The sequence below is a fragment of the Streptomyces sp. NPDC127197 genome, from assembly GCF_042672405.1.
GTDB lineage: Bacteria > Actinomycetota > Actinomycetes > Streptomycetales > Streptomycetaceae > Streptomyces > Streptomyces flavusporus.
This window is the reverse complement of the sequence record NZ_JBHXVG010000009.1, coordinates 250,717-263,959: the sequence shown is the minus strand read 5'-3', so window position 1 is coordinate 263,959 and position 13,243 is coordinate 250,717. Positions and strand designations below refer to the sequence as shown.

The following is a 13,243-nucleotide window of genomic DNA, read 5'->3' as shown; positions in this document are numbered from 1 at the left end:
GCGGCTTTCGGCCGACGCACGGCGCCGGGGGCCGGGTTGACCTCGTTGGAGTCGGCCAACCAGCCGTATCGGGTGGCAGTCGTCTTCGCCCGCTACCTGTCCGGCTACGACCTGGCAGCGGAGCGCAGCAGCAACCGCGGGGACAGTGCCTGGACCAGGGCCAGGGTGCTGAGGGCGAACGTCACCACGCCCAGGGGGACATGGAGCGAGGGCACATGGGCGATGCCCAGCGCGACCTGCGCCGAGGCGAGGAGGAGGAAGCCGGTGGCGTACAGGATGGGGCGGGGTGATCCGCCGCCTGGGCGCCAGGCCAGGACGGCGGCGAGCACGTACAGCATGGTGGCTGCGTACATCACCTTCGATCCGACGTCGTGCATCAGATAGCCGTGGGACGAGGTCAGCAGCATGCCGGCGGTGACCGCCTGGAAGAAGAGGGTCAGGGTCTGCAGGACTATCGCGGTCTTGAGGAAGGTGAGGCCGCCCTGTGCGGCCGTCGTTCGTCTGGTCATGGTGTGGTCCCCCTCTTGTGGTGTGCGGCAATGGATGGGTGCTGTCCGAGCCGTTGGCGTCAGCGCAAGGTGAGCGGGGTCTCGGAGGTGACGCGGGTCAGCTTCTCGGGGTTGCGGACGAAATAGAGGCCGGTGATGCGGGCGTCCTCGACACGGACGGCCATGACGGCGTCGAGCTCGCCGTCGAGGTGTACGGCGAGTGCCGGACTGCCGTTGACCACGGTGGGCTCGCAGGTGATCGTGCCTGGGGCCTTGGCGGTGCCGCCGAGGTAGAAACGGACGATCTTCTCGGCGCCGATGACGGGCTTGAGCGCGGCGCGCTTGACGCCGCCACCGTCGCTGAGCAGGACGACGTCGGGGGCGAGTACGTCGAGGAGGTCCTGCGGGTTCCCGGTCTCGAGGGCGCGCTGGAAGGACTCCAGGGCCGCCCGGGTCTCGCTCAGGGAGGCCGTCCTGCGGGGGCGGCGGGCGTCGACGTGCCGGCGGGCGCGGTGCGCGATCTGGCGGACGGCCGCGGGGCTCTTGCCGACGGCCTCGGCGATCTCGCCGTAGTCGACCTCGAAGACCTCGCGCAACACGAACACCGCCCGCTCGGTCGGGGAAAGGCTCTCGAGGACGAGCATCATCGCCATCGACATGCTCTCGGCGAGTTCAATGTCCTCGGCCACGTCCGGCGTGGTGAGCAGCGGTTCGGGCAGCCACTGGCCGACGTACGCCTCCCTGCGGCGCTTCATGGTGCGCAGCCGGTTGAGCGCCTGGCGGGTCGTGATCCGCACCAGGTACGCCCGCTGGTCGCTCACCTGTCCCAGGTCGACCTTGACCCACCGCAGCCAGGTCTCCTGGAGGACGTCTTCGGCGTCGGCCGCCGATCCGAGCATCTCGTAGGCGACGGTGAAGAGCAGGTTGCGGTGGGCGACGAACGCTTCGGTCGCCAGGTCGGTGGCGTGGTCGGTCATCTCTCGGTCCCTCTCCCTCGAACGCCTGGTCAGGCTGCCCGCCCTGCAGTGGCCGAAGTCCCACCGTGCTTGGCCTGCAGCAGTTGCCGGCGGTGGTCGCCCTTGGGCCAGGTGTGCGAGCCGGGCTTGCGTGCCTCCTCCACCAGGTGCTTGACGCTGAACTGGCAGGAGAGCTCCTTGAGCTTCGCGCCCGCACGGCCGCCGACGTAGAGCCTCATCGCGGTGTCGTCCTTGCGCGCGAGCTGGAAGACGGCGGCGCGTCGCCCCAGGCTGACGCACATGGCGGGAAACGACAGGTTGATGGGCGCGGGTTGCTCACCCCCGATGCGGCCGAGCACCGTGTCGGCGGCGTGTGCGCCCAGGCAGCCCGCGGCGTAGGCGCTCATCCGGAACGGCAGGTCCGACGGTGCCGCCGAGTCCCCGGCGGCGACGATGCGCGCGTCGTCCACGCTGGTCAGCGTCTCGTCCGTGAGCAGGCGCCCCACCGCGTCGGTGCTCAGCCCACTGCGCGCGGCCAGATCCGGCACGCCGAACCCGGCGGTCCAGACGGTGACCTCGCTCGGCAGCTCGCGACCGTCAGCGAGGTGCACGGCGTGGCGCGTCACCGCCGTGACCAACGCGCCGGGCCCGTCGAGCACGGTCACCCCGAGCCGGGCGAGCCGCTTGGCAGCCGTGCGCCGGGCCCGCGGGTGCAGGTACGGGCCGAGCACGCCTCCGCAGACCAGAGTCACCCGACGGCCCCGCTCCGCCAGTTCGGCAGCCGTCTCGATGCCGGTCGGTCCGGCTCCGACGACGCTCACCGGGGCGGTCGCGGGCATGGTGTCGAGGACCGACCGCAGCCGTCGCGCCGCCTCCAGGGTGGCGACCGGGTGGGCGAACTCGGCCGCCCCGGGAACGCGCAGGCTGGCGCTGCCGCTGCCCGCCGCGTAGATCAGGTAGTCGTAGCCGACCGTGCCCCCGCTCGCCAGCTCGGCCTTGCGCCCGGCCGCGTCGATCCGGGTCACGTTGTCGACCACCAGCCGTACGCCCTCGGCCAGGATCTCGCGGTAGTCGACGACCGCGTCGTGGGACCCGCCCACCAGCTGATGCAGGCGCAGGCGCGGGACGAAGACCGGGCGCGGGTTGATCAGGGTCACGGTCACGTCGTCGCGCTGCGTGAGTCGGTTGGCGGCCATGACGCCGGCGTATCCGCCGCCGATCACGACGACATCGGTGTTCTCAGCCATGGGTGGCTCCTCCGTTTTCCAGGGATCGGCCTCAAGACACCGCGTGACCGGCAGCTGTGACGGCAGGTGAGCCAGCTCACACTCGGCGGTGAATGGCAGGCTCTCAGCGCGTGACGGCAGCGAGCCGCTGCACGCTGTCCGCATGCGGCTGGTGGCGTCCGAAGCCCGGGAGCGGTTCATCGCAGCGCGGTGCTGCGCCTGGCCTCGGCCGGCGTCGGGTCACCACTGGGCGATGAGCGGCGTGTCCGGTTCGTGCTGCCGCCAGGCTTCGATGAGGCGGGCGAGGCGGGCGGGGGCGGCGATGCCGCGCACGGTTGCGATCTTGCCGCCTGTGATGTCGAACGTCACGGCGCCGACGACCTGGTCGCCGACCACCGCGAGGATGGCGGGGGCACCGTTGACGAGCGCGTAGTGCATGGCGGGCGTGCCGCCGGCAAGTCGCCGTTTCGCGGGGGTGGGTTTGAAGCCGGCCCGTGCGACGGCGGCGATGCGCTGCGGAGTGTCGAACTGCAGCAGCTTCTCGGTCAGGCCGGCGCCGTCGGAGATCGCGGTCGCGTCGTCGGTGAGCAGCGCCACCAGCCGTTCGGTGCGGCCCGATGTGGCAGCGGCGAGGAATTCCTCGACGATCCTGCGGGCGGACGCGGGGTCGACTTCGCCGCCGCGGCGGCGCGCGGTGGTGATGCGGCGCCGGGCCCGGTGGAGGTGCTGCTGGCTTGCGGACTCGGCGATGTCGAGGATCTCGGCGATCTCGCCGTGGCTGTAGGAGAACGCTTCACGCAGGACGTAGACGGCCCGCTCGAGGGGCGACAGGCGCTCCATGAGAGTCAGCACGGCCAGGGAGACCGATTCGCGCTGCTCGAAAGTGTCGGCCGGGCCGAGCATCGGGTCGCCGTCCAGGAGCGGTTCGGGCAGCCAGGCGCCGACGGTGCGTTCGCGGCGGGCTTGCGCCGAACGGAGCCGGTCGAGACACAGGTTGGTGACGACCTTGGTCAGCCATGCTTCCGGCACCTTGATCAGCTGCCGGTCGGCGGCCTGCCAGTGCAGAAACGCATCCTGCACGGCGTCTTCGGCGTCGGTGGCGGAGCCCAGCAGCCGGTACGCCAGCGAGGCCAGCCGGTTCCGGCCGGCCTCGAACCGACTGGTGTCGAAGCGATCAGTGTCGGTGCTGTCCACGCGGACCACCCTAGGCAGCCACGCGGTTCTCGGCGGTCGCTTCCGCCGCGGCGGCCAGGCGGCGCTTGCGCTGGGGCACGCCGAAGGTCGGGTGCGAGATGGCCCACAGCGACATCTTGAGGATGCCCGCCTTGATTCGCGCGGCCTTCCGGCCGCCCACATACTTCGGCTTCGCCTGCGCTTCGTCGTCGACCGTCTGCAGGATCCCGTCCCGCCGCCCGAGGCTGATGTGGTTGCCCAGGTAGTCCAGCTTGATGTTCGCAATCCTGCGGCCGGTCAGGTGTCCCACGATCGCGTCCGTGGCCTGCCGGCCGGTGGAGCCGGCCGAAGCGCAGGACATCGGCAGCGGCCGGCCGTTGTCGCCGACGGCGTAGGCGCTGTCGCCGGCGGCGTAGACGTTCGGGTGCGAGACCGACCGCATGGTGCGATCGACGACGATCCGACCGTTCTCGGTGACCTCCAGCCCGCTGGCGGCGGCGATGGGGTGGACCGCGAACCCGGCCGTCCACACGGTCGCGTCGGACGCCAGGGCGGTGCCGTCGGCGCACAACACCCGCGTCGCTTCTACGACTTCGGCGCTGGTGTGCTCCAGGACGGTGATGCCCAACCGGTCGCAGGCCTGGCGCAGGTGGCTGCGGGCTCCGGCGGAGAGCCGGGCGCCCAGCTCGCCGCGGGCGACCAGCGTCACCGACAGGCCGGGCCGGGATTCGGCGATCTCGGTGGCGGTCTCGATGCCGGTCAGCCCATCGCCGACGACCAGCACACTCCCGCCTTCGCCCCGCCTGTCCAGGCTGTCCAGGCGCTCGCGCAGGCGCAGCGCCGAGGGCCGGCCGGTGACGTCGAAGGCGTGCTCGGCCACGCCGGGGACACCGCTGTCGGCGACGTGGCTGCCGAGCGCGTAGAGAAGCGTGTCGTAGCCGAGCTCGCCGCCGTCGGCGTCGGCCACGGCGACGACCTGGCGCTCGGGGTCGACGGCGGTGACACGGGCCAGGCGCAGCCGTATCCCCGTGCCCGCGAAGACGTCGGCGAGCTTTGGAGCCTCGATCTCCTGGCCGGCCGCGAGCTGGTGCAGCCGCAACCGCTCGACGAAGTCCGGCTCAGCGTTGACCACGGTGATCTCGGTGTCCGCCGGGGACAGCCGGCGGGCCAGGTTCCCGGCCACGTAGGCCCCGGCATAGCCGGCGCCGAGGACGACGATGCGGTGCTTCATGTGCTGCTCCTGTCGGTTGGCTTGCTCTCGGTGACTTGCTCCCGGTGAGTTGAGCGGGACGGCGCCCCGATTACTGACAGGAACTGCATGTGGCATGGGTCACAGAGCGGCAGGAGCGCCGCCCACGATGCTCGCGGCGCCGAGGCGGCGCAGATACAGGCCGAGCTGAACGAGGTGATCTGATGCCGATCACCGTCGACATCGACGTCATACTCGCCAAGCGGAAGATGTCCGTGGGCGAACTCGCCGAACGCGTCGGCATCACACCCGCCAACCCGGCCGTGCTGAAGAATGGCCGCGCCGAGGCCGTCCGCTTCACCACCCTCGCCGCACTCTGCGAAGCCCTCGACTGCCGGCCGCATGGCTTCACAGGTCGAGCTGGTACTCCAGGGCCTTGTGAGTGGGGACGTACCCCAGTGCGTCATTGATGCGCCGCATGTGCGTGTTGCTGTCCGCCGTATCGGTGACCAGGCCGGCGAGCCCGGGGTGGTTGGTGCGGGCGAGGCGGATCGACTCGGCCTTCATCCAGCGGCCGAGGCCGTGGCCGCGGTGCTCGGGCAGAACACCGGTGCCGTAGTGCAGCCCGTCGCCCTTGCCCTCGCCCGGCACGACGAGCTCCGAGAAGCCGGCGATCGAGCCGTCCGACTCGTCGACGGCGACCACCGTGGTGAGCAGCTCCCCGCGGTCGGCGACGGCCCTGGCAGCGGCCAGAACCCGCTCGACGTCCCAGGCCACGACACCGTAATCGGTGTCGTCCATCGGCATGTCGTCCATCGCGCGGCGCGAGTCGGCGAAGGTCTTGGCCAGCTCCTCGGGGACGGTGCCGCGCCAGGACGCGAGACGGTAGCCAGGATGCGGCCGCTCGACGATCGCGTTGATCTCGTCAGCCTTGCCGCTGTCCAACTCGTCCAGCGCAAGCCGGGCATACGTCAGTGTCAGCACCCTGCGGAAGCCACTTGCGGCAAGGAAGTGATCGCCGGGCGTGCCCGCGTCGGCCTGTGCGACCACCGACCGTCTGCCCGCCTCCCGCGCGGCAGCCACCGCCGTCTCGAGGAGCCGCGACCCGACCCGCCTGCGCCGCTCCGCCGTGTGCACATTCAGCTGCAGCTCGGCCAGGTGTTCCTGGCCCTCCCGGGTGAACACCCGCAGAAACGCGGACCCGAGCGGATCGCCGTCATCGCCGCTGGCCAGCCACGCGAGGCGATAGCCCGAAGAGGTGCGGTCGGGCTCGGTGAGGGCAGTGATGCGGATGGCCAAGGCAGCTCCGGTGAGTCCAATGGGGTTGCGTACGGCCACAGTTGATCACGCAACCGGCTGCGGGGACAGGGAGTTCGGCGGAGCGGAAGGGGAGTTCGCGCCTCCGAGGTCTGCGAGGACGGCAGGGCCTGTCCGGTTCAGTCCCCGCGTTCCGCCGCGCTGCGCTCCACGCAGAACTCGTTGCCCTCCGGGTCTGAGAGTACGGCCCAGCCCGTGCCGTCGGGGTTGCGGCGGTCGTCGAGGAGCGTGGCACCGAGGGCGAGGATGCGGTCGACTTCCTCGTCGCGGGTGCGGTCCCGCGGCTGGAGGTCGAGGTGCACGCGGTTCTTGACCGTCTTGGCCTCCGGAACCGCGCTGAAGAGCAGGCCGGCGCCCTCGATCAGCGCATACTCGTCGCCCGGCTTGTCGTCCTCGTGCAGGGGCAGATCCAGGACCTGGGACCAGAAGCCCGCGAGGGCGTAAGGGTCGCGGCAGTCGATCGTGACGTGGCGGATGGCGGAGGTCATGCTGGGGATTGTGGTGCACGCCCGTCGATGACGGCAACGAGGAAACGCGGAAGGCAACCTTCCCTCCTCCTGCGGCGACATGAAGGCATGACTTCAGCAAGACGCACCACACGTCACCGCCGTATGCGGGGCGCCCGCAAGCCCCTGATCGGCGGTCTCGCCGCCACCGCCGCCCTGGTCGGGGCGTGGTACGCGGCAGCCGGGGCGGCGACGACCACCGCCGACGGTCTCGCCGTGACCAGCACCGCCGTGAGCCTGTCGGCCAAGTTCCCCTACCTGTCAGCGGGTTACAACAACACCCGCGAGTGGACACGTACGGCGACGGCCGTCGCCCCCAACGGCACCCTCCGCGTGGCCTGGCCCGCCTCGGACGGCATCCATGTCACCCCGCTCACCTCCGCCGGGAAGCGCTCGGGCGCGGACACGGTCGTCAAGGGCGCCAAAGAGGTCGGCGGGCTGGTCGCGCACAACGACGGCTTCGCGCTGCTCACCCGGGTCTCCGACACCAACAAGTGGAAGGAGACGGCGGCCGCGATCGTCCGCTACACGGGCGGGAAGAAGACCTGGACCACCAAGCTCACCGGCACCTCCACCAACGACACGGCCCCGCTGCTCGACGGTCAGCTCACCTGGAACGGCAAGAAGTACGGCGCGTACTTCGTCGTGCACGGCGCCGGAGGCTTCGCCGACGGGCACTACGGCGACAAGCTGACGTACGTCAGCGCCAAGGGCGCGAAGCTCAGCGGCGGTTGGAGCTGGGGGTGCAGTCACAACGAGGGCATCGCACTGCACGCCGAGGCCTCCGGCGCGTTCACCTCCCTCTGTTTCGACGACTGGCGTTCGGGTCTGTTCGTGTCGACGGGGACCGGCGCGCCCGACACCGCGCCGGTCGTGCAGCGTGAGCAGTGCTGGGCGGGCTACTGCGGCGGGACGTTCGCCGGCCGTACCGGCGATCTCGTCAAGTCCTCCACCGGCCGCTACGCGACCGCCTTCGCCTCCCGCGGCGCCGCGTCCGCCAAGAAGAACCCGGACGACGCGAGCGGTCGCGGCTGGACGGTGAAGCCGAGGACGAGCACCCACCAGGTGGCCGTGGCCTTCCTGAAGAACCGCAACTCCGGCCCCGGCAAGGCGATGTACCTCACCAGCGCGAAGGGCACCGAACACGTCAACGTGCGCATCGCCCCGTACGGGAAGGACCGTCTCCTGCTGTCCTGGGAATCCCTGAAGAACGCCAAGTGCGCGAGCGGCACCTGCACGGGCACCTTCACGGGCACGCATCTCCGGCTCATCGACTGGAACGGGAAGTTCCAGAGCGCGGACAAGGTGGTGAACGCGCGGATCACGGGCGATATCGCGGTCCAGAAGGACGGGACGCTGACGTGGGCGTACGCCCCGGTCACACCGTCGTACACGAGCGCGCTCACGGGTGCATCCCCGACCTCGACGAAGCTGAGGATCGCCCGTCTCACTCCGTGAGGGGGCCGCCGTACAACCAGCGCCGGGGCGGTGGAACGGCATGAGCATCTGAACCGTTCGGTAATGTGTTCGTCCGGGGAGGGCCCGAAGAGCAGCTGCCAGGCGGCAACGGCAACCACGGCCGCAGACGCGTCCCACGACCACGGGCGTCGGCATGGCCTCGGGCCCCTGATCCCGGAGGACGGACCACCAGATTGACGGGGGAACACCTATGACGGCCGCTCATGCCTTGTCCGAGGTCAGGAGTAGCTCACCGCCGGAGAGCGACACGGTCATCGAGGTACGCGATCTGCGGATGCGCTACCGCAGCCAGGACGTATTGAAGGGGGTCGGCTTCACGGCCCGGCGAGGCGAGGTCGTCGTGCTGCTCGGCCCGAACGGCGCCGGCAAGACGACCACGATCGAGGTCCTCGAAGGCTTCCGGATGCGCTCGGCCGGTGACGTCACCGTCCTCGGCATCGATCCGGCCCGCGGGGACGAGCGGTGGCGTGCGCGCCTGGGCATCGTGTTGCAGTCCTGGCGCGACCACGGCAAGTGGCGGGTGCGGGAACTGCTGGCCCATCTCGGTTCGTACTACGCGCCGTACTCCACCGCCTCCGTGCAGCGGCCGTGGGACGTCGACGATCTCATCGCGGCAGTGGGGCTGACCGAGCAGTCGGACAAGCGGGTCGGAACCCTGTCCGGCGGGCAGCGCAGGCGTTTCGACGTGGCCATCGGCATCGTGGGCAGACCCGAGCTGCTGTTCCTGGACGAGCCGACGGCCGGTCTGGACCCGGAGGCCAGGAACGAGTTCCACGGCCTGGTCCGCGGGCTCGCGGACGAGAACACCACTGTTCTGCTGACCACGCACGACCTCGCCGAGGCGGAGAAGCTCGCCGACCGGATCCTCATTCTGGCCGGGGGCCGCATCGTGGCCGATGGATCGGCCGAGGAACTGTCCCGGCAGGCATCGGCAGAGGCCACCGTGCGCTGGACGCGGGACGGGCAGTCCTTCGAGCAGGCTACGGCCGAGCCCACCCGGTTCGTCCGTCGGCTGTTCGAGGAGCACGGCGAGGCGATCGGCGGACTGGAGGTGCGCCGGGCGAGCCTGGAGGAGACCTACCTGACGATGGTCCGAGAGCTGGAGGCGAGGAGAGTGCCCGGCGAGCGGGCGGCACACGCTTTTGCGGAGGGATCGCGATGAGTCCGGTGTGGTACGCGGCGGGAGCCGGGGTACGGCGCGGCTTGACGGAACTTCGGCAGACCTTCACCACGGGCCAGGACGTGTTCGGGTACGTGCTCTGGACGGTCCTGCTCATCGTGCCGATGTTCCTGGTCAGAGACGAGCCACTGAAGGACGCCGGCATCTCGGCCGGCGCGTTCATGCTGCCGAGCATGGTGGGGATGACGCTCGCGTTCACCGGGATGATGACCACGGCGCAGCTCCTGGCGACCGAGCGCGAGGACGGCACCCTGCTGCGGGCCAAGGCCGTGCCCCACGGCATGGTCGGCCATCTGGTCGGCAAGATCATCATGGTGTCGGGTACGGCTCTCGTCTCCATGGCACTCGCCCTCGCGGCCGGTGTGTTCCTGGTCGACGGTGTCGCCCGGCAAGGCGGCGGAGCCTGGCTGACGCTGGTGTGGGTGGTGCCGCTGGGGCTCCTGGCAACCCTGCCGATCGGCGCCGTCATCGGCTCGGTCGTCGACAGTCCGCGCACCGTCGGGTTGCTGATGCTTCCGGTGATGGGACTCGTCGTGATCTCCGGGATCTACTTCCCTCTGTCGAAGCTGCCCGAGTGGCTGCAGACCATCGGGCAGATTTTCCCCGTGTACTGGCTCGGCCTCGGTCTCCGGTCCGCGCTGCTGCCAGCCGACGCGGTCGTCGCCGAGATCGGCGCATCCTGGCGGCACCTCGAGACAGTGGGGGTGCTGGGTGCCTGGGCGGTCGCCGGGCTGCTCCTCGCCCCCACCGTCCTGCGCAGAATGGCCCGCCGCGAGTCAGGGGCCGCGATGGCGGAACGGCGCTGGAAGGCGATGCAGCGGGTCAGCTAGTACTCCAGCAGAACGTAGCTATTTCCCTGGTCAGGGGCGGTTTGGGTGAGCCTGGGTCACTCAGGCTCACCCAGAGTTCCCGGGGCGCTGAGCCACTCGACCCCTCCGGAGTCACCGAACCGCACGCCCACCTCCGGCCCGTCGCTCCAGCGGACCCGCACCTCCCCCTCGCCGTCCGATCGCACGGACACCGTCTCCTCCAGCGGAACGGGATCCTGCTCGGCCGTGAGCCGGGCGAGCGCGACGAAGACGGTGGCCTCCTGACCCGTGACGCCGGTGAGGTCGTCGTCGAGGCCGACGGCGGGCAGTAGTTCGGCCCGGACACCGTCCCGCGCGGCCCACCCGGTCACGCGCACCGGGGTGCCGGGCTCCGCCCCCGCCACCAGGAAGGCGCGCACCTCCACAGCGTCGCATGCGAGCACGACGCTCGTCACCCGAGCGCCAGAGGACACCGTATGCCGCGAGGCCGCCCAGCCGTCGCCGACGCCCAGCGGTTCGATGCCGGTGCGGCTCGGGTCGTCGCCCACGATCACGCTGTTGTCGTACGACCCCTCGTACGACGCCGAGGGCTCCGTCACCGTCGAGTACGCAAGCCGCGTGTAGTACGGGTCGTAGCGGACGTCCTCGCTGCCGTGGTTGTGGAGGCGGACGACGCCGTCCGAACGCGTGGACTGGAGCAGCCAGTTGGGGGCGGCGATCGGGGTGACTGCGTCCACGCGCTCCACCGGGGCCGGTTCCTCGGTCGCCGTCCACACCTCGTGGTCCGGCGGCAGCAGCAGGCCAAGGAAGCCCTTGCTGGCCCAGTACGGGGACGCGGGGCCCGAATATCCCTGCAGTACGGCGGAGTTGGGCCCGTGCCAGCCCAGCGTCAGCAGGCCCCGTCCGTCCACCGCGCCCCGCTCCAGGAAGTACCGCAGCGCCCCGGACGCCAGCCGCCGTGTCTCCCCCGGTGCCAGCGGGGTGTGGCCTGTCAGCGCGCCCAGCCACAGCGGGGCCGTGGTCGCGAAGCGGTACGTCAGAGAACGGCCCTGGTGCATCGGGGCGCCGTCCGCACCGAACAGGCGGGCGTAGTCGTCGAGGTGGCGGGAGAGCCGGCCGCCGTACAGGTCCAGCAGCCGGGTGTCATCCGCCAGCCATGCGTGCAGCACCGGATACAGGTGCATCGCCCAGCCGTTGTAGTAGTCGAACTTGCGGCCGTCGCCGTCGGTGTACCAGCCGTCCCCGACGTACCACTGCTCGATCCGCTCCAGCCCCCGCTCGATCGCCTTCCCGGACGCCCCCGGCTCGTGGCCGATCTCCTGCAGGAAGCCGGCGACCGTCACCGGGAACAGCTCCCAGTTGCAGGGCCAGGCCTCGGCTGTCAGCGCGTCGCCGAGCCAGGCCGCCGCCCGCTGTCGTACGCCGTCGTCCAGGCGGTCCCACAGCAGCGGCCTGGTCAGCCGTAGCGCGAGGGCGATGGAGGCGGCCTCGACGAGCGGCTGGCTGCGGTCCTCGATGCGGGGCCAGACGCCGTCGACTCCTGCGGCGAGTCCGTCGGCGTACCGCTCGAGCGCGGTCTCGTCCCTGCGGAAGGCCGCGAGGAGCAGCGTACGAGCGTACCCCTCCAGGCCGTCGGAGAGGCGGCCCGACCAGCTCTGACGGTCACCAGGGAAGTGGTACAGGGCGTGGTCCTCGGTGGCGTACGGCGCCACGGCGGCGAGCAGGGCGTCGGCCGCCGCCTCCCAGTGGCGGCGGGTGTACCCGGTGTGCGGGCTGAGGGCGCGGTCGTCCCGGGGCAGATCCATCGGAAACGGTTTCCTTCCAGCTGGGCCTGGGCCGCCCCGGTTCCGGTCAGGGCGGCCCAGGGGTTCATCCCACCCTCACCCTGCCCTCGGGCACCAGATGCTGGGCGACGAGTTCATCACGGACCAGCTCGGCGTAGGCCGTGGCGCCGCGCACGGAGGTGTGGGTGTTGTCCCGTTTCTCGTTGTAGAGGTACAGCGCCTTGGAGGCCTCGACGCCCAGGGATTCCACCAGCGCTTTGGTCTTCGCCGTGAGGTCGATCAGCGGAACGTCGCGGTCGGCGGCGACCGAGCGGATGACGGCCGGGTGGTCGACGCCGAGGCCGTTGACGAGGAGGGCGGTGCCGTTGTTCAGGGTGCCGTCGGCGTTGAACCAGCGTCGCACGACGGGGGTCACGAGGACCGGGCGGCCGCCCTCCGCGCGGACGCCGTCCACGAGGGACTCGAGGTTGGCCCGGTAGGTGGCCTCGTCGGTCGTCTTGTCGTTGTGGGCGAGCTGGACGAGAACGAGATCGCCGCGGCGGATCTGCGGCTGGACGGTGGCCCAGAGCTTCGGGTTCTCCAGATACGTGACCGTGCTTTCGCCGGAGTCTGCGTAGTTCGCGACGGACGTGCCCTTGCGGAGGTACTGCGGCAGCTGCTGGCCCCAGCCGTAGTAGGGGTCGCCGGGCTGGTCGCAGACGGTGGAGTCGCCGACGAGGAAGATCTGCCGGGTGTGCCGGGCGGGGGTGACGCGGATGTCGGCGAGAGCGGGGGCCGTGCCGCCGAGCACCAGGTCGAGGCCGGCGACGCCGTCGGCTCCCGTCGGCTCGCCCTCGGGTGTGCGGACGTTCACCGTGAAGCTGCGGGCGGCACGCTCACCGGCCGCGACGGCGGTCTCGGGGAGCAGGGCGCGCCGGGTCTCGCCGCCGATGCTCGTGCTGGACGCCGTCTCGCCGCCGAGGAGCACCCGGACGTCGTAGGTGCCGGGCGGGACGTCGAAGTGGCAGGCGGTGGCGGTGCAGTTCGCCGGTGCCGAGGGCGACTCGGGGGTTGCGTGGGCCGGTACGGCCGTCAGGCCGGCGCTCAGGGTGACCGCCGCCAGGACGGCGAGGTGGAAACGTCTCATGCGCGACTCC

13 protein-coding genes are annotated in these 13,243 nt (G+C 70.9%); 4 read left to right on the top strand and 9 right to left on the bottom strand.

The features are described 5' to 3' along the window. Positions 1-104: 104 nt before the first annotated feature. The 5 genes from ACFVJQ_RS17315 to ACFVJQ_RS17295 form a co-directional block, all read right to left on the bottom strand. Positions 105-509 carry a hypothetical protein gene (locus ACFVJQ_RS17315; RefSeq protein WP_385509708.1) on the bottom strand — a complete coding sequence of 135 codons (405 nt, stop codon included), beginning with the start codon at positions 507-509 and terminating at the stop codon, positions 105-107. A gap of 59 nt (positions 510-568) precedes the next feature. Beyond that, positions 569-1,465 carry an RNA polymerase sigma-70 factor gene (locus ACFVJQ_RS17310; RefSeq protein ID WP_385784671.1) on the bottom strand — a complete coding sequence of 299 codons (897 nt, stop codon included), beginning with the start codon at positions 1,463-1,465 and terminating at the stop codon, positions 569-571. Positions 1,466-1,494: 29 nt separating this feature from the next. Continuing rightward, positions 1,495-2,691 (bottom strand): NAD(P)/FAD-dependent oxidoreductase, encoded by a 1,197-nt coding sequence (locus tag ACFVJQ_RS17305; RefSeq protein WP_385509706.1) that lies wholly within the window; start codon positions 2,689-2,691, stop codon positions 1,495-1,497. Positions 2,692-2,910: 219 nt separating this feature from the next. Continuing rightward, complete coding sequence (locus ACFVJQ_RS17300) at positions 2,911-3,864, bottom strand: sigma-70 family RNA polymerase sigma factor (protein ID WP_385509705.1); 954 nt, start codon at positions 3,862-3,864, stop codon at positions 2,911-2,913. A 10-nt stretch (positions 3,865-3,874) separates the two neighbouring features. Next, positions 3,875-5,074: an NAD(P)/FAD-dependent oxidoreductase gene (locus ACFVJQ_RS17295; protein ID WP_385784668.1), complete on the bottom strand. Its 1,200-nt coding sequence runs from the start codon at positions 5,072-5,074 to the stop codon at positions 3,875-3,877. Between the two features lie 182 nt (positions 5,075-5,256). Here ACFVJQ_RS17295 and ACFVJQ_RS17290 point away from each other — a divergent pair, with 182 nt between their 5' ends. Further along, complete coding sequence (locus ACFVJQ_RS17290) at positions 5,257-5,502, top strand: helix-turn-helix domain-containing protein (protein ID WP_385509703.1); 246 nt, start codon at positions 5,257-5,259, stop codon at positions 5,500-5,502. On the opposite strand, the gene ACFVJQ_RS17285 is transcribed toward ACFVJQ_RS17290, so the two are convergent. Continuing rightward, positions 5,441-6,331 carry a GNAT family N-acetyltransferase gene (locus ACFVJQ_RS17285; protein WP_385509702.1) on the bottom strand — a complete coding sequence of 297 codons (891 nt, stop codon included), beginning with the start codon at positions 6,329-6,331 and terminating at the stop codon, positions 5,441-5,443. The genes ACFVJQ_RS17290 and ACFVJQ_RS17285 overlap by 62 nt on opposite strands. Before the next feature lie 137 nt (positions 6,332-6,468). Further along, positions 6,469-6,837 (bottom strand): VOC family protein, encoded by a 369-nt coding sequence (locus ACFVJQ_RS17280; RefSeq protein ID WP_385509701.1) that lies wholly within the window; start codon positions 6,835-6,837, stop codon positions 6,469-6,471. Positions 6,838-6,924: 87 nt separating this feature from the next. Here ACFVJQ_RS17280 and ACFVJQ_RS17275 point away from each other — a divergent pair, with 87 nt between their 5' ends. From ACFVJQ_RS17275 to ACFVJQ_RS17265, 3 genes are all read left to right on the top strand, one after another. Then, a complete protein-coding gene (locus ACFVJQ_RS17275; RefSeq protein ID WP_385509700.1) occupies positions 6,925-8,313 on the top strand; it encodes a hypothetical protein in 1,389 nt (462 codons plus the stop codon). 211 nt (positions 8,314-8,524) lie between these two features. Continuing rightward, positions 8,525-9,496, top strand: coding sequence for an ABC transporter ATP-binding protein (locus ACFVJQ_RS17270; protein ID WP_385784663.1), 972 nt, complete (start codon positions 8,525-8,527; stop codon positions 9,494-9,496). Then, a complete protein-coding gene (locus ACFVJQ_RS17265) occupies positions 9,493-10,344 on the top strand; it encodes an ABC transporter permease (protein ID WP_385784660.1) in 852 nt (283 codons plus the stop codon). The genes ACFVJQ_RS17270 and ACFVJQ_RS17265 overlap by 4 nt, the downstream gene beginning before the upstream one ends. A 56-nt stretch (positions 10,345-10,400) precedes the next feature. Here ACFVJQ_RS17265 and ACFVJQ_RS17260 read toward each other — a convergent pair whose 3' ends face one another. Then, a complete protein-coding gene (locus tag ACFVJQ_RS17260) occupies positions 10,401-12,128 on the bottom strand; it encodes a DUF2264 domain-containing protein (RefSeq protein WP_385784657.1) in 1,728 nt (575 codons plus the stop codon). 64 nt (positions 12,129-12,192) lie between these two features. Beyond that, the gene (locus tag ACFVJQ_RS17255; protein ID WP_385784654.1) at positions 12,193-13,233 is read right to left on the bottom strand and encodes a rhamnogalacturonan acetylesterase; all 1,041 of its coding nucleotides are present in this window, start codon (positions 13,231-13,233) and stop codon (positions 12,193-12,195) included. Positions 13,234-13,243 lie beyond the last annotated feature (10 nt).